Consider the following 16,521-nt stretch of genomic DNA (forward strand, 5'->3'; position numbering starts at 1 on the left):
TATACCATTCTGCACTCTTTTCTGCACGAAGCTATCTCCCGGATGTATTCAGCTTGGCCAGAAAGGAATTCACCTTGCGCTCATACAGCCGCGGCTGATCCTCCTTGATCTCCTCCAGCAGGAAGGCCAGGCACTGCCGGATTCTTGGGGGCATGCGCACAGCGATCTCCGCGTAATCCCTGCGGAAAGTGTCGTCCTGGAGAATTCTTTGGTTCAGCACAATCGCCCAGTTACGGGCATGCTCCAGCATTTCCGGCAGCGATTCCAGCAGCTGGGTCAGATACATCTCCATCTGGACACTCTCTACAAAATGAACAAGGCTGAACATGACCTCTTCCTGCTCCGTATCATCGTCGAATACTTTGAAGATCTGGTGAATCACGGCATCCTCCGTATCACCGGCCAGACCCTCCAGTGCCTGATCGAACTGCTCGCATTCCAGCTCGGTGCGCAGCAGCCGGTTCTCATATAGCCGGGCAATCCCGGGGTATAGGTGGTTCATAGAGTAATTCCTCCCAGCAGAAAATAACGCCATTTATCATAAAGTCCACTTTTTGGCAGATAATACTAATATATTGGACAAAGGACTAGCTGATTGTAACAGATAGATGAATAAAAGTGAGGTATGGAGGGATATCATGTTTATTCCGGTGCTTATGGAATTAACCAATGCCGAACGGTTGATGCTCATTCTATATTTGGCCCTCAACCTGGGAGCCATCTCATTATGCTTCTTCCGGCGCTCGGGAACCGACCGCCGCTAGCGAGACAGCCTTCATTTGAAGGCTGTTTTGCTGTCCAGAAGATGCCGAAGTCCCGCCGCTACACCATTCTCCGTATTACTTGTAGTAATGAAGTCGGCGGTCTGCTTCAGCACGGGGGCGGCATTCTCCATGGCAATCTTGTACCCCGCCATCTCGAACATAGGCAGATCATTGTAGCTGTCGCCCATCACCGCTACTTGCTCCGCTGGAATCCCGTAATGAGCCGCTAGCATGCGTACACCGGCGCCTTTATTCGCTTCCTTATGATTGATCTCGATATTGTTGACATGCGATGCGGTAATAATGAGTCCGGGAATGGCGGCGAACCGCACAGAGGCTTCCTTCAGCAGCTCACGGTTCAGCGAGAAGACCAGGGTCTTATAGATCAGATTCTCTTCCTTGCTCCAGACGTCCTCCATCTTCTCCACGTAGGTCACCGCTGCCTGCTGGAACTGCTGGTCGACCATCGCCTGGAGCAGCCAGGCCAATTCCTCGGGAACCTCAGTATCCTTATGAGTAGCCAGCTTTTCCAGCTGTACCCGCTTGTCGAGCTCTACATATACGTTATCCTCAGTGTATACCTCGTAATACAATTCAGGGATTTCATTCATCCAGCGCAGTGCGGGGATAATATCCTCTTTATTCAGCGGAGTGCTTGCTGCTACGCTACGGTCAGCCAGCGTGATTACAGCGCCGTTAAGGCTCACCACAGGACACTCCAGATCAGCCAGCCGCAGCTGCCGCTCAGCGTCCATATAGGACCGGCCTGTAGCAATAATCACGATATGCCCCAGGCGCTGTGCTTGAAGAATAGCCTCTTTGTTCTCGTTGCTGATTTCACCCTCCGCATTGAGCAGTGTTCCGTCCATATCGAGTGCAATAAGCATGTGATTGTTCTCCTGTTCTAACTATATATTTTAATTTCCCCTTCAAGGGCGGGCGCGTAGGCTTTGCCTGTATTTTATCATGATTGACCGGAAGATTTGAAATGAAAGTCTTCATCAAGAGGATTTTCAGAAAAGAGTACTCACGTGGTACAATGTAAGGCAGACCTGTAACCTGACAGCCTGGTTCGTCTTCTGCATGTGCAAGGGACGATGGCCGGGATGCAAGCGGCATAGGGTCGCTATGTAAGGGGGAAAAGATACTGATGAAATCCAGAAATTTAGCTACGATCTCTCTGGCTATTATGGCCTGCGGCTTTCTATTCACGTTGTTTCTGCCGGAGAATTTGGCAGTTATTCTGCTGAGAGGCGGCTTCGAGGCAGGTCTGGTCGGAGGCATCGCCGACTGGTTTGCCGTGACGGCGCTGTTCCGCCATCCGCTGGGCCTGAGAATTCCGCATACCTCGCTGCTGCTGAAGAATCGGGATAAGCTGATCCAGTCCCTGATCTCTGCGATGGAGAATGAGCTGCTGAACAAGGAGAGCATTGAGAATAAGCTGCGCACATTCAATATAGTCTCGCTCGGAGCTACCGTGCTGACCCGGTTCTTCTCCAGAAAGAAAGCCCGGCAGGAAGTACTGGAGCAGCTCAAAGGCTTCGTGCTGCGGCTTCCGGTAGAGCAGGCCGTTCCGTATATTCAATCGGCAGCGGCAAGCTATCTGCGTGAAGCTAAGCTCGGAGCCGCAGCAGACACTATTGCCACCAGCCTGATGAATGAGGGTAAGGACATTGCAGCCCTTGATTTTGCGCTGGAGGGGATCTCTGCCTGGAGCGGACGCCCTGAGACGCGGGCCATGCTGGGTAAGATCGCCAGTGAGAAGCTGGCCGAGGTTAAGCTTGGCGGACTGAAGGGGATGGCTTTCCAGGCCTTCGTCGGTTTCGTGGATGCCGATATGCTGGGGGAAATGCTCCAAGGTATGGTGCAGTCTACGATCCGTGACTTTAAGGAAGAGGATAGCCCCTACCGGGAGGAGGTCATCCGGGAGATCCGGGTGGCTCTGTTCCAGCTGCTGAGCGATGAAGAACGGATTGCCTCACTGAAGAATTGGGCGCTGAATGAGCTTCAAGGAGAAGCGGCCGCCACATTTGTGCTGCAGCAGCTGCAAGGGCTGCGCGGCAAGGCGGTTACCCTGCTGGAAGAGGACCGGAGCCGGGGCGGGCGCAGGCTGTTCTCGCTGTATGCCGCGCTGGTCCGGCGGGTAAGCCAGGAGAAGGAATGGATTCAGACATCGGAGGACCGGATTCGCGGTACGCTGATCTCCTTCGTGGAAGCTAATCATTACCGGATCGGGCAACTGGTCAAGGAGAACCTCGATCAGATGGACGATGCCGCGCTGGTGAATATGCTGGAGGAGAAGGTCGGCAAGGATCTGCAGTGGATTCGTGTCAATGGGGCCGTCTGCGGCTTTGTAGTCGGGCTGGTGCTTACCGTCATCCAGCTGATCTGAGATTGTTATATCAGGAATTCATAAAGGCAGCAAGGCAGTCCCCGGACGTCCGTGATGACGGAGAGCGGGGGGATGCCTTGCTGCCTCTTTCATAGGCGGTTTATAGCTGGTTCTTGCCGTTGCTGATGGTGAAGACCTCCTGTACCGGCAGGACAAAGATTTTGCCGTCGCCGAAGGAGCCATGCTCACCGGTTCTAGCTGTACGCATAATAATGCTGATCACGTCATCCTTGTCTTCGTCCTGGATGACGATCATCAGCAGCTTCTTGGAGATTTGATTATAATGGTTGGTTCCAACCTGAATGCCCTTTTGCTTGCCGCGCCCGAGCAGATCCATTTTGCTGATGGAGGGGAAGCCGGCCAGCAGCAATTCAGCCATCACGTCATCCGCTTTCTCAGGTCTTACTATAGCTTTGATCATTAACATAACGATGCACCCTTTCTACAGCGAATAATAGGTTGTAGGGGGTTGCCAATATCTCGGTGGCTTAATGTAAAGTGCAATTGTTTAATGGCAACGCTTACATGTGTGGTATATTATTAACTCTCAGCTGCATCCTGCGAGAAGGATCACAAAATCCGTATGACACATTGTCGCATCCTGACTGAGCTTACATGCTGGCAACGTCCGCCCTCCAGAAGAGCATTGCAAGGTAAAGTGTTATGCCTCTTCGTTAACCAAAGGAGCCCTGAAGAAGAAAGCCTCCTCTGGTTAACGTGATCCCGCCAGCTTCAGATAAATATTCTCCAGCAGCTCTGCGGTGTGCTGCCACTCATACATCTGCAGCGCATCGCTTCTTCCCTGCAGTCCGATCCTTGCGGCAAGGTCCGGATTGCGGCCGATCTGCAGCATGCGGCTGGCAAAAGCAGCAGGGTTCCTGTACTGCTTCACCAGATAGCCGTTACGGCCCGAAACAATAATCTCCCGGATTCCGCCGTTGCTGGAGGCAATCACCGGCAGCCCCGAGGCCATCGCCTCTACATTCACCAGCCCGAAGGCTTCATGCTGCTGGGAGGGGCAGATGAAGCAGTCGGCAGCCTGATACATACTGTGGATATCCTCATGGGGAATATTTCCGAGAAAAGACACTTGTACCCCCAGCCGCTGGGCAAGGGCTCTCAGCTGCCGGAGATACGGCGGCTTCCCTTTGCCAGCGATCAGCAGCCGGGCGGGCATATGCCGGTTCAGGCGGTGCATGGCCCGGAGCAGCACAGGCACTCCCTTGCGCGGAATGACCCGGCCAACGAACAGGACCGTGAAGCCGGGGCCAAGACCATGCAGCATGCGCAGACGCGCCTTCTCCTGCGCAGACGCAGGGGTGAAGCGTGACAGGTCTGCCCCCAGAGGAACCACGCGAAGCTTGCTGCGGATACCGGGGAATCTTCGGATAAGCCGCTGCTCCAGGGAACTGCTGTTGGCCGTTACGGCATCGGCCAGGGCGAGGCTGCGGGCAATGCCGCGCTCCTGCGGCACAAATGTGAGAGAGTGAAGGAATATCATCAGCGGAGTGCCGGGGTACTGCCGCTTCACAGCCGCCGCCAGCCGCGGCCGGTTATCGATCTGAATAAGGTCGAACGGTTCGACGGTTTCCAGGAACATGAGAACGGAGCTGCGGTACCTGGAAGGGGTGCCTGAGGGCAGCCGGATGAACTGGACCTGCTCGAGCTCATCCGTGTCAGGAAGACCGGCGGCTCTGCGGCTTAGGACGGTTACCTTATGTCTCTTGGCCAGCCTCCGCGCGATATTCCAGATGCAAATCTCTACAGAGCCGTCCCCGGGAACCGTGAACTGCTCCGGTGCAATCATGCAGATGTGCATTGTAGCTGCTCCTCCCGCTGCATAGTAGATAGGGTTCTTAACCTAACATATGCGTTCAGGTGTGCAGAAGACACAGAAGCAAGCAGGGAAAGACCGTCTGCGGCCTAGCCGCCCGTCTGTTTAAGAGTAACGGCAATGACTCCGGCAATCGTCTGCTCATACTCCAGGATCTTCAGCTTTCCCGCCGCGATCTGCTTGTACCCGGCGACCATAGAAGATAAGGATTGTCCGGCCAGAGCCGGATTCTGCTTGCGGATAGCCGCTTTGAAGTCGCTCCAGTCTGCTGTTAGCCGCTTGTTCAGGGCAGAGACTGCGCTTTTCTGCGATTTGATTAAGCCTTGTGGCCTGTCAATGCCGGACAGAGTCTTGCGGGCAGCAGCCATCCGGCGGGTACGGGTATCCTTGGCGGCCTTGAGCAGCGCTTCCTTGTCGCGGATCTCCTGGCGGGCTATCTGGACCAGCAGCTTCATGGCTTCTGACTGGGCCTTCAGGACGGAATTCAGCGTCTTGTCCTTCAACCCCTTGAGCAGGGAGATCCGCTTGTTCAGCGCACTGTATTGATCGAACAGCGGCTGATATCGCTGCTTGGCAGTGCTGACGGAGGCGCTCAGCTTGGTGATGGTAGCTTGGTCCATATTCTTGATTGATTCCCGGACTGTATTCAGCGCCTCTGTATTCTGATCATGAAGTGTCCTGATCTGCACCTCCCGGCTGTCATACCCGGCAGACAGGACGGTTAACTCTGTGAACTGGCTCTTCATCCGGGCGCGTGCAGTGCTGTCCGCCTTAGCGGCAGTCAGGTCAAAGGAAGCCTGAACCGATGAGGTAATCACTGTCGTTGCTGCCAAAGCCAGATCTGCCGGGAAGCTTAGGGCAATGGCAATCAAGAGAGACAGCAGCAGACAACTTGGCTTATACAGATTGTTCATTATACATTCCTCCGCTTGTCTTCATGTCCCGGAACACAAAGAAAGCACCCGCAGTAAAGGCCAACAGGCCTCTATTACGGGTGCTTCCGGCGTAATGAGTCACGAAGATAGTTTTGCTTTTAAATATAGGGATAACCGTATATTTTGTCAATGATTTCAATTTTAACTTTTAGAACTCAAGGGCTGGGCTTCCATTTCATTCTGTGACAGTCATAGCGTATACTGTGAAGGTAGAAATGGCAGATGAAGAACAGCAGAGGTTCTGCGGAAGCGAACGCCAGCCCGGGATGAAGGAGGTCTTATGTAATGGATAACTTGGCTAGTAATAACAGCATTCCCGATCAAGCCTTCGACTTATCTCCGGTGGGGATGGCAGTATTGTCTCCGGCAGGAGGCAGATGGATGAAGATTAACCCTGCTTTTTGCAATATGCTGGGCTGCACTGAGGCTGAGTTTCTCGCAGGGACTCTATTGGGGGCCGGCCAGGAATTGCACGAGCAGTTCTCCATTCAGCGAATCGTGACAGAGCTTGCACAGCAGCAAGGACAGCCTCTCCAGGTGGAGCAGCGGTTCTCCGGCCGTGACGGGCATCCGTTCTGGCTCTCCCTGACCTTCATTCCGGCGCATGAGGAGCCGTCCGGCCAGACTGTTATTGTATATGCACAGGATGTAACAGACCGCAAAATTGCAGATCAGCTAACCGTAGACAGCCGTGATCTGTACAATTTATTCATAAAAGACGATCAGAGCATGATCTCTTTCTCCCTGCCGGACGGGACGATAACGTTCATATCGCCGTCCTCCTACTCCCAGATCGGGTATCATCCGGAGGAGATTATCGGCAGGAACCGCGCAGAATTCTATCACCTGGACGATGTTGAGGCTATTAACAGCTCCGGCGGTCTGTTGAAGAACGATATCTCCATCCGCCGCCTGCGCCATAAGGAGGGTCACTATCTGTGGTTCGAGACCTCCTTCCATGTGATTCGCAATGAGAAGGATGAAATCACACGGATTATGGGAATTGGCCGTAACGTCACCCGGCGCAAGCACAGCGAGGAGGCCCTTGCGTCCGCTCAGCGGGTAGCCAGAATAGGCTCATGGGGCTGGGACCTGCTAAAGGGTAGAGTCACGTTCTCCGATGAGCTGCGGCGTATTCTGCAATACAGTGTGGAGACAGGCCATGTGAATCAGAATGCCTTTCTGGCACTGGTCCATCCGGAAGATGTTCCGATTCTGAAGGAGGCCGTCGAACGGGCTAGGGGACTGGGTGAGCCGGGGAATACGGCTTTCCGGATGATTCTGCCGGATGGGGAGGTCCTGATGGTGCATGTCCAGTGGGACGTTATCCCGGGACCGGAAGGCCGGCCGGCCCAGCTGTTCGGCATGATGCAGGATATTACCGAGCGTATGCATATGGAGGAGCAGCTGCGGGAGAGTGAACGGAACTTCCGGCTGATGTCAGAGAATTCCCTTGACCTGATCTCCCGCCATGCGATAGAGGACAGCATCTTCCTGTACTGCTCGCCGGCCAGCCGGTCGCTGCTCGGCTATGAGCCTGAAGAGATGATCGGCACCAGTGCCTACGATTATTTGCATCCCGATGATCTGGAAATGATTCTGAATCAGATGGCGGAGAGCGAAGATTCTGGATTGATTCCCCCGGCGTCCTACCGCTATCGCCACAAGAACGGTACCTATGTCTGGTTTGAGACGAACAGCCGTTATATTTTTGATGCGCAGGGCCGGAAGACAGAGATTATTGCGGTAGGACGTGACATTACTGAACGCAAGCAATTCGAATCGAAGCTGCAGGAGAGTGAGCAACGCTACAAATCCCTGTTTGAGTATAATCCTGCGGCGGTATATTCCATGAATCTGCAGGGGGATTATCTGACGGCGAATGCCCATCTGGAGCAGCTGAGCGGCTACTCGCTGGAGGAGCTGCTGGGGAATTATTTTGGACCGCTGGTCGCTGACAAAGATATTCAGAAGACGCTGCATCATTTCACCCTTGCCAGCCAGGGGGAGCCGCAGAGCTATGATCTGACGCTGATTCACAAAGACGGGCACCCGGTGGAGATCAATACGATTAATATTCCAATTGTTGTAGATCATCAGGTGGTAGGGGTGTATGGAATTTCCCGCGATATCACAGATCATATCAGGTACACGGAGCAGATCGAGAAGCTGAGCAATGATTACACTCTGATCCTCAATGCCGTGTCCGAAGGGATATTCGGTCTGGACAACGAGGGGAAGGTCACCTTTATTAATCCTGCGGGGGCGCATATGCTGGGCTTCGAATGTGATGAGATTACCGGGCAACCTTACCTGGACCCTATCCAGCAGACCGCGCTTGACGGCAACCATTACCGGCCGGAGGAGTCTCCGCTGATGCGGGCAGTCCGGGCAGGAGAAGCCCATCAGAGTCTGGATGCGGTGCTTTGGCGCAAGGATGGCTCCAGCTTCCTGGCCGAGTACCAGGTTACCCCTCTGTTCGACAAGGGTGAGCGCAAGGGTGCGGTCGTTGTCTTCCGTGATACTACCGGGGAGAAGGAGATTATCCGGGCCAAGGAGCTGGCGGAGAAAGCCGACCAGGCCAAATCGGAATTCCTTGCCATCATGAGCCATGAGCTGCGTACACCGATGAACGGAATTATGGGTATGACCGATCTGCTGGCTGAGACGGAATTGACGGAAGAACAGCGGGGATATGCGCAGATTATCAGCGATAGCAGTGCATCCTTGTTATATATTCTTAATGAAATTCTGGATTTCAGCAAAATCGAAGCCGGTAAAATGACGCTTACCCACGAACCGGTAAGTCTGGCGGAATTGCTCGACAATATTACGGAGCTGTTCATGCCGAAGGCCCGTGAAAAGAATATAGAGCTGTCCTGCCGCATGGCTGCGGATGTGCCGGAGCTGATTATGGGAGATGCGGCCCGGCTGCGCCAGGTGCTGGTGAATCTCGTCAGCAATGCCGTGAAATTCACCGAGACGGGACAGGTCTCCATTCTGCTGAGCAGAGAATATAGCAGGGGCCGCAGGAAGCTGACGCTCAAATTCAGCGTGGCCGATACAGGCATTGGCATCCCTCCTGAGAAGCAGCCGCTGCTGTTCCAGTCCTTCTCGCAGCTGCACCCGTCTATTAACCGCAAGTATGGGGGAACCGGACTGGGCCTGGCGATCTGCAAAAAGCTGGTGGAGCTGATGGGCGGTGCCATCACAGTAGAGAGTGCCGTCGGGCAAGGATCTAATTTCTATTTCATCCTGCCAGTAGATATGGAGCTGGAACCGGAGGGCGGCTGGGAAGATACGGTGACCGTCTCTGATCCGGTGTCGGCCTCTGAACGGATTAGCATCCCGGAAGAAGGAGAATCTGCTGAATTCGGGCCTCTGCGTATATTGGTGGCGGAGGACCATCCGGTGAATCAGAAGCTGCTGTTGACCATGCTGGACAAAAGAGGCTATGCCGCCGATCTGGCCGATCATGGCGAAGCGGCGGTGCAGGCAGTGCTCCGTGAGCGGTATGATCTGGTTTTCATGGATGTTCAGATGCCAGGGATGAGCGGGCTTACGGCAACGGCCAGAATCCGCGAACAGGCCCCTGCTCCGCACCAGCCGTATATTGTAGCCGTGACAGCCTATGCCAGAAAAGAGGACCGGGAGCGCTGCTACGCGGCGGGCATGGATGACTTTGTCAGCAAGCCGTTCCTGGCTGCCGATATTGACCGGGTGCTGGAGCATTGCAGCCATAGGGTATCCCTATGAGCCGGAAGCCTTCCGGGGAGCGCCTGAAGGCAAAGGCGTATACACAGTGGGAGACAGGCGTAGCCTCGCCTTCCTCAGCCTGCGGGCCGGCAACCATGGCCGCCCTCGTGGAATATTGGCATTCGCATAAGGGCCGGACGGTTATTCCGGGTATCCGTCATTTTGATTCCATGGCCGCGCATATCAACTACATCTACGCCCATCATGGCGGGACGCCCTGGGGCATGAGCACACGCAGCTTTGTCAGAGGCCTCCGGGCGTACATCGGCGCAGCCCTGCCGCTTTTAAACAACCGCTCCGGCCTGATTGAGGTATCCGTGTTCAATGATATCGGGCGCTACCGGGCCGAGATTGATGCCGGGCGTCCGGTCGCGCTCAAATTCGACAAATGGTTCAGCCTCCGCTGGCGCGGAAGATATGCGTATGACTATCATTGGGTGCTGGGAATCGGCTATGAGGATGAGGAGGACGGCTCCTGCAAGCTGGTTGTCCATGACAACGGGGTGCAGCATCCGGGCGGCGGTTATACTCCGGGCAGAGAACGGCAGATCTCCTATTCAGCGAATAAAAGAATACTTACGATGGTGTCGCTCAACCTGCCGGGAATTCCAGATGTGCCGTAACAGATTACATCTTTTTTCCAAGCGGGCGTTGTTCTTCAGGGGCGTTTGGCTTAGCGTAACGGACTGAGGTGCTCTTCTTTGGGAAGAAAGTCGCCAACTGGGCGATTAACGGACTCCACAGGCCTTATCCTTTTCACTTCAGCTCCGAAACGTCTCATAAAGAGACTGTAAGGTCGCCTGAGTCCGTTACGCTGCAAAAAGTGGCGTTTTCACGGGGATAAGCTCTCTCCGGTCCGTTAGATTTTGGATGGATAGATAGTGGCCGGGCCGGGGCAGGATATCTGCTGTGTCCCGGCCTTTTTGAAAGATAAGAATGTATATGCTTCGCGCTATCATTATCCTTCTATTTCTCGCCGAAACGGTACCGTCCTTACAAAGGACGGTACCGTTTCCACTTGCAGAGTGTGATTCAAACGTTTGCACAAACATGGCGGTTAGGATAAAATTTCATATAGAGAAGAACAGAGTTGAATAAATCCTTGAAATTGTGCCGTATATTTAGTTAAGGGTAAAGGAGGCGGTATGCCTTGTCAGTACAGAAGGAAATGAAGGAACCAATTCATTACGGGGACCCGGCGGCTACCAGCGGAATCTCCGTCTTCGACCGGAGTTTCGATGAGCTGTTCAGCTATGACGGAGAGGATCTTGGCCTAACCTATTCGGCGTCCGGCTCAGCGTTCTGTCTGTGGGCCCCGACGGCCCAGGAAGCGGAGCTGGTGCTCTATCCATCCTGGAAGGATGCTGCGCAGCGGCAGATTCCCATGGTGCGTGACGTCCGGGGAACCTGGAGACTCAGCGTCCCGGGCGATCTGGACGGAATGTTCTACACCTATAAGGTGCGCATTGGTGATCTATGGAATGAAGCGGTGGACCCGTACGCCCGCGCGGTCGGTGTGAACGGGGACAGAGGGGCTATACTGGATCTGCGCAAGACCGATCCCGCGCGCTGGACGCAGGATAAGCCGCCGCTTGCGGACCCGGTGGATGCGGTGATCTATGAGCTTCACCTGCGCGACTTATCGGTTCATCCTGCCAGCGGGATTACGCATACAGGGCAATACCTGGGTCTTGCCGAAGCCGGTACCCGGGGTCCTGAGGGCATTGCCACCGGTCTTGATCATATTGCCAGTCTCGGTGTTACCCATGTGCAGCTGCTGCCTATCTATGATTATGCGACAGAGAGCGTGGATGAGACCCTTCTTACGGAGCCTCATTATAATTGGGGATATGATCCCAAGAATTACAATGCTCCTGAAGGCTCTTATGCGTCAGATCCGTATGTTCCGGGCCTGCGCATCCGGGAGCTGAAGACGATGATTCAGGCACTTCATGACAGCGGCCTGCGTGTCATCATGGATGTGGTCTACAATCATGTCTATGACGGCTTCCGGGTGAACTTCACCAAGCTGGTTCCCGGTTATTATTTGCGCTACACCGCAGATGGCCGGTTATCCAACGGCTCCGGCTGCGGGAACGACACTGCTTCTGAGCGCAAGATGATGTCCCGTTTCATCGTGGAATCCGTGTTGTACTGGGCTAAGGAGTACCATATTGACGGCTTCCGCTTCGATTTGATGGGACTGCATGATGTAGGGACCATGAATGAGATCCGCCGCCGTCTGGATGAGCTGGACCCCTCGATTATGACCATTGGCGAAGGCTGGGTGATGGATACGGAACTGGCAGAAGAACTGCGGGCGAACCAGCGTCAGGCCAATCAGATGCCGGGCATCGGACACTTTAATGACGGCTTCCGCGATGCGGTGAAAGGAAATATATTTCTCCATGACCAAAAGGGCTTCATCAGCGGCGGGTTTGGCTTCGAGCGCAATGTGAAGGCAGGCATTGCCGGAGCGATCTACTACGGGCCCGGCCTCGGGCAATTCGCCCAGGAGCCGCAGCAGAGTGTGAACTTCGTAGAGTGTCATGACAATCATACACTGTGGGATAAGCTGGTATTGTCAACGGCAGGAACGGAAGACAATCAGCGCCGCGCTATGCACCATCTGGCCTCGGCTATCGTGCTGACGAGTCAGGGGATACCGTTCATTCATGCCGGGCAGGAGTTCCTGCGGACCAAGGACGGTGTGGAGAACAGCTATAAATCACCAGTGGAAGTGAACTGGCTGGACTGGGAACGCTGCGCGGAGCATGCTGAATCAGTAGCGTACATGAAGCAGCTGATTGCGCTGCGAGCGGCTCATCCCGCCTTCCGTCTGCGTACCGCTGAGGAGATCCGTGACCATCTGGTGTTCGAGGACGCACCGGCGAAGGCGGTGGCCTTCACACTCCGCGATCATGCCGGAGGAGATTCTGCGGAGCATCTGTACGTTCTGTACAATGCCAACCCGGAGGGTGCAGCCCTGAAGCTGCCCGAACTGGGCACATGGGACATTGTATTCGGCGAGGAGCAGATCAGCGGGCTGGAGGGCGGTATTTTAACCGCTGCAGGAATAGGAATGATTGTACTTGCTGTGAATTGACTGATGGGTATCACGATGATAGGTTCGCGCTCAAGCAGGCTGTCGGGGCAGTCTGCTTTTTGCTGAGCCATTATGATCTGAATCGGATATTATAGGTAGATATCAGAGCTGAAATGACAGTAAGCAGCCAAACCAGCAAACAGAGGACGGTAAGTATCGGGAACAAGCTAACTTCAAACATAGAATGGCCAAGACTGGTCTGAATGGCTAAAAACATTATGCCAATCAACCAAGCTATGCAGCCTGTGTGTAGGAGCAGACGCTGTTTGCCGGGCAGTAGATTCGAATGTTCCAGCAGCCAGGCGGGTAACAGCAGGGTTTGGAGCGAATGGAGGCCAATTCCATGTAGTACAATATAATTGCCCCCAGCTCCGAAAAAACGGCCTTGTAAACTCATCATGATCAGTCCTGCCAGATTAGCTATGAATACCGACAGCAAGGCATAACGGATACCGGTGATAAGTACAGGGCGCGATAATGGAGCCTTCATTTTCAGAAATTGGACAGCAAGCAGGATGCCCGAGATGACAAAAGAAAGAGATACGACGCCAAATAAAGCTCCCGCAAGGATATCCACCGGTCCTCCGGCTTTAGAGAAACGGGGATTGAAGCCCCGGAAATTTTGCAGGGTTTCGATTACATAGCTGTAGGAAGCAGCGGCGATAAAAAGCCGGCGAACCACTTTTCTCATGCGAATGGTAAAGCCTGCAAAGGGCAAGATGGCAGCAATGGATGACAGGAAAATTCCTAAGGCTGCTGCAAACGAGAATACATTTTTAATATTACCCTCCGGCAGAACAACTGCTCCTTGAAAGAACATATAGACAGCAGCACATCCCGCAATAACAAACCCAAGCAGTCCAAGCATAACGAGCGCTTGTTCACGCTTGAAAATAGATACGGCAGATGTCATCAATTCGTTGAACATAGTAGGCACGATTAGATCACTCTCTCAAATTTATTTATCGATTAATAAATAATTATCAAAATAATTGCAAGCAGTAACAGATACGAATCTATCCGTTTGCTGCTTGCCCCTGATTCAATCTTTAGTCATTAGTATGGATTGTTTTATTTCTGGTAAATCAAGCACCTCGGATAACGTGACCAGCAGCCCCATGCTCATAAAACGGATTGCATATTCTTCGGCATTGGGTAACCCGGATTTCTGAAATTTGGCAGTCACTTCATCAAAAATAGTCTTATAGAGCTTAGCAGAATGTTGTTTGATCCCTGCTTCCGATATGGTGTAAGCCTGCATGACCATCAATACTTCGGAACGGTGTGTCTGCATTAAGTTGAAAAAACTGGCACCCATAGCGCCAACCAACTGATCAGCAGGTGCTTGAACTTTCATAAAAGTGTCATGAATCCGATCGTAGGCACGTTTTAACACAGCTATATATAAGTCTTCTTTGTTGTCAAAAAAATGAAAGATGTAGGGCTGTGTAACTCCCGCGGCTTTAGCTACCATAGCAGTGGTTGTCCTGTAGTAGTCATTTTCTGCAAAAAGGGTTAATGCACTTTCCATAATTTTTTGCTTTTTATCTTCCTTTGCTGCCATTGTGATCAGTTCCAATCTTTTATTTATCGTGCGATAAATAAATCATATAAAAGTATGATTTATCTGTCAATGCTATACTAAGGTAAATACAGTCGAACTTATAAGGACGTGAGGCACATGACCAATTATATTAAACAACTTCGCACCTTAGTCGGAACTCATCCCATCATTATGGCAGGAGCTTGTGTGATTTTGTTGGATTCCCAGGGGCGATTATTATTGCAACAGAGAACAGATAACGGCATGTGGTGATTGCCTGGAGGTTCTATGGAGCCGGGGGAAGAGATGATAGAGGTTGCGAAGCGGGAGCTTTTGGAGGAGGTAGGATTAGAGGCGTTAGGCTTAGAGCTACTGGATTTATTTTCTGGGCCGGAATTGTATTACCGGTATCCCAATGGAGACGAAGTACATAACGTTGTTGCAGCATATCTGTGCAAGGGTTACCGGGGAACCATTAGAGGAGACGGAGATGAGGTGCAGGATATTCAGTTTTTTGAGCTAGATCAACTGCCAAGTCACATAAGCCCTCCAGATCGGCCCATCATATCAAGGTTTCTAAGAGATCAGGTGTAGCACCCTGAAGCAAGCAAGTTGATGTAAAAACGGGACAGTAAAGTCCAGGAATAAGATTCAGTTTAAGCGTCCTTTGGAGGAAACTCTCCAAGGGGCGCTTTTATGTCAAGGGTTTATCCGAGCCTGCTTTAGCACGGAAACCGCCCATAAGCCCGCTTTTAAAAATAAATAGTATTTCCACGTAAAAACTACTTCATCTGTCGTAGTAATTGTGCTAAACTGAACTTAATTACTACGACAGATGAAGTAATAGGAGGCAGGCAATTGATCAGCAGTGATGTGATTAGGGGATACAACGACACGATGATCCTCTACATGCTTCTGGACGGGGAGTCTTACGGCTATGAGATTTCCAAGAATATACGGAAGCTATCGGATGAGAAATACATTATGAAGGAGACCACACTCTATTCGGCATTCACCCGGCTGGAGAAGAACGGTTATATCGATTCCTTCTATCTGGATGAGACATTTGGCAAAAGACGCACCTACTACCGCATCACTCCCCTGGGCCTGGCCTACTACCGGGCAAAATGCGAAGAATGGCAGGTAACGCAGGAAGTTATCAACAAATTCATAAAGGAGCTGTGAGGAACTTGGATACCATCATTGGATACTTGAACAATATGTTCGCATCTCTGCCCAGAACAGAACAGATGGCGATGCTGAAGCAGGAGCTGCTTGGCAACATGGAGGAGAAATACTATGAACTGAAGCATGACGGGAAGTCGGAGAACGAAGCGGTAGGCATCGTTATTTCTGAATTCGGCAACATTGATGAGCTGGTCAGCGAGCTGGGGCTTGGAGAGGTTCGTAAGGAGGAAGAACCAGGGCTGCCCATGCTGGATGAGCTTGCTGTAGAGGGATTTATCGCTGCCAAAAAAAGAGCAGGCCTGCTCGTAGGCTGGGGTGTAGGGCTGATTTTGCTGGGTGCTGCGCTGCTTATCCTTTTCTCGGGTCTTGGGGAGAACGGGGTCATGGGAAATGTATTCTCTGAAGATGCGATGAGCATGATCGGGCTGGTCTCTCTGTTACTGCTCCTCGTTCCTGCTATCGCCTTATTCATCTACAGTGGCACGAAGATGGAGAAATACAAATACATGGAGTCGGGTTTCAGTCTGCCGTATCCGTTGGAGGCGTATATTGAGCAGAGACAGTCTGCTTTTGCTGCAACCTATACATTATCGCTTATTATGGGTGTCGGTTTATGCGTATTGTCGCCGATTGCCATCTTTGTAACTTCTGCATTCGGAGATGAATTTAGCTCATACGGGGTGGCCGTACTGCCAATAATAGTGGCTGTCGCCGTGTTCCTCTTCGTGTATTACGGGAATATCCGGGGGGCTTATCAAAAACTGCTGAAGACCGGTGATTTCAGTGAAGCGAAGAAGGAGGAGGACCGGTTTGTCGGTGCGGTTGCCGCTGTGATCTGGCCGTTGGTTACTTGTGTTTTTCTGGTGAGCGGTTTTGTGTTCGACCAGTGGGAGATCAACTGGATCGTCTTCCCGTTAACTGGCATTCTGTTTGGGGTGTTCAGCTCGGTCTACAATATGTTCAAGAAAAAAGATGCTGCCTGAGTCTGCTGTACACGATTTGC

14 protein-coding genes and 1 pseudogene are annotated in these 16,521 nt (G+C 52.5%); 8 read left to right on the plus strand and 7 right to left on the minus strand.

The features are described 5' to 3' along the window. Positions 1-31: 31 nt before the first annotated feature. The gene (locus NSS83_RS21560) at positions 32-502 is read right to left on the minus strand and encodes an Imm30 family immunity protein (protein WP_341182929.1); all 471 of its coding nucleotides are present in this window, start codon (positions 500-502) and stop codon (positions 32-34) included. A gap of 136 nt (positions 503-638) precedes the next feature. Between NSS83_RS21560 and NSS83_RS21565 the strand changes: the two genes are divergently transcribed. Beyond that, a complete protein-coding gene (locus NSS83_RS21565; RefSeq protein ID WP_340757526.1) occupies positions 639-764 on the plus strand; it encodes a hypothetical protein in 126 nt (41 codons plus the stop codon). Between the two features lie 11 nt (positions 765-775). Here the strand turns inward: NSS83_RS21565 and NSS83_RS21570 are convergent, their stop codons facing one another. Next, the gene (locus NSS83_RS21570) at positions 776-1,651 is read right to left on the minus strand and encodes a Cof-type HAD-IIB family hydrolase (protein WP_341182927.1); all 876 of its coding nucleotides are present in this window, start codon (positions 1,649-1,651) and stop codon (positions 776-778) included. 263 nt (positions 1,652-1,914) lie between these two features. On the opposite strand from NSS83_RS21570, the gene NSS83_RS21575 reads away from it, so the two are divergent. After that, positions 1,915-3,156, plus strand: coding sequence for a DUF445 domain-containing protein (locus tag NSS83_RS21575; RefSeq protein ID WP_341182926.1), 1,242 nt, complete (start codon positions 1,915-1,917; stop codon positions 3,154-3,156). Positions 3,157-3,256: 100 nt separating this feature from the next. Here NSS83_RS21575 and NSS83_RS21580 read toward each other — a convergent pair whose 3' ends face one another. The 3 genes from NSS83_RS21580 to NSS83_RS21590 form a co-directional block, all read right to left on the minus strand. Continuing rightward, complete coding sequence (locus NSS83_RS21580; RefSeq protein ID WP_076161725.1) at positions 3,257-3,583, minus strand: P-II family nitrogen regulator; 327 nt, start codon at positions 3,581-3,583, stop codon at positions 3,257-3,259. Between the two features lie 285 nt (positions 3,584-3,868). Continuing rightward, a complete protein-coding gene (locus NSS83_RS21585) occupies positions 3,869-4,975 on the minus strand; it encodes a glycosyltransferase family 4 protein (RefSeq protein WP_341346443.1) in 1,107 nt (368 codons plus the stop codon). A 104-nt stretch (positions 4,976-5,079) separates the two neighbouring features. Further along, the gene (locus NSS83_RS21590; protein WP_341346444.1) at positions 5,080-5,904 is read right to left on the minus strand and encodes a hypothetical protein; all 825 of its coding nucleotides are present in this window, start codon (positions 5,902-5,904) and stop codon (positions 5,080-5,082) included. Between the two features lie 306 nt (positions 5,905-6,210). Between NSS83_RS21590 and NSS83_RS21595 the strand changes: the two genes are divergently transcribed. From NSS83_RS21595 to pulA, 3 genes are all read left to right on the plus strand, one after another. After that, the gene (locus tag NSS83_RS21595) at positions 6,211-9,681 is read left to right on the plus strand and encodes a PAS domain S-box protein (RefSeq protein ID WP_341346445.1); all 3,471 of its coding nucleotides are present in this window, start codon (positions 6,211-6,213) and stop codon (positions 9,679-9,681) included. Continuing rightward, complete coding sequence (locus NSS83_RS21600) at positions 9,678-10,304, plus strand: C39 family peptidase (protein WP_341182922.1); 627 nt, start codon at positions 9,678-9,680, stop codon at positions 10,302-10,304. Before NSS83_RS21595 ends, NSS83_RS21600 begins: the two co-directional genes overlap by 4 nt. 527 nt (positions 10,305-10,831) lie before the next feature. Then, entirely contained in the window at positions 10,832-12,787 is a 1,956-nt protein-coding gene (gene pulA, locus NSS83_RS21605) for a type I pullulanase (RefSeq protein ID WP_341182921.1), read from the plus strand. Between the two features lie 70 nt (positions 12,788-12,857). Here the strand turns inward: pulA and NSS83_RS21610 are convergent, their stop codons facing one another. Beyond that, positions 12,858-13,724: a hypothetical protein gene (locus NSS83_RS21610; RefSeq protein ID WP_341346446.1), complete on the minus strand. Its 867-nt coding sequence runs from the start codon at positions 13,722-13,724 to the stop codon at positions 12,858-12,860. A 105-nt stretch (positions 13,725-13,829) separates the two neighbouring features. After that, positions 13,830-14,351, minus strand: a complete 522-nt coding sequence (locus tag NSS83_RS21615) for a TetR/AcrR family transcriptional regulator (protein WP_341346447.1) — start codon at positions 14,349-14,351, stop codon at positions 13,830-13,832. A gap of 117 nt (positions 14,352-14,468) precedes the next feature. On the opposite strand from NSS83_RS21615, the pseudogene NSS83_RS21620 reads away from it, so the two are divergent. The 3 genes and pseudogenes from NSS83_RS21620 to NSS83_RS21630 all read left to right on the plus strand — a co-directional run bounded on the left by NSS83_RS21620 (position 14,469) and on the right by NSS83_RS21630 (position 16,501). Continuing rightward, positions 14,469-14,924: pseudogene (locus NSS83_RS21620) on the plus strand (NUDIX domain-containing protein). A gap of 264 nt (positions 14,925-15,188) precedes the next feature. Beyond that, positions 15,189-15,515: a PadR family transcriptional regulator gene (locus NSS83_RS21625; RefSeq protein WP_076161743.1), complete on the plus strand. Its 327-nt coding sequence runs from the start codon at positions 15,189-15,191 to the stop codon at positions 15,513-15,515. A 5-nt stretch (positions 15,516-15,520) separates the two neighbouring features. Beyond that, complete coding sequence (locus tag NSS83_RS21630) at positions 15,521-16,501, plus strand: permease prefix domain 1-containing protein (protein WP_341346448.1); 981 nt, start codon at positions 15,521-15,523, stop codon at positions 16,499-16,501. Positions 16,502-16,521: the final 20 nt, after the last annotated feature.

This window comes from Paenibacillus sp. FSL H3-0469 (genome assembly GCF_038051945.1).
GTDB lineage: Bacteria > Bacillota > Bacilli > Paenibacillales > Paenibacillaceae > Paenibacillus_AQ.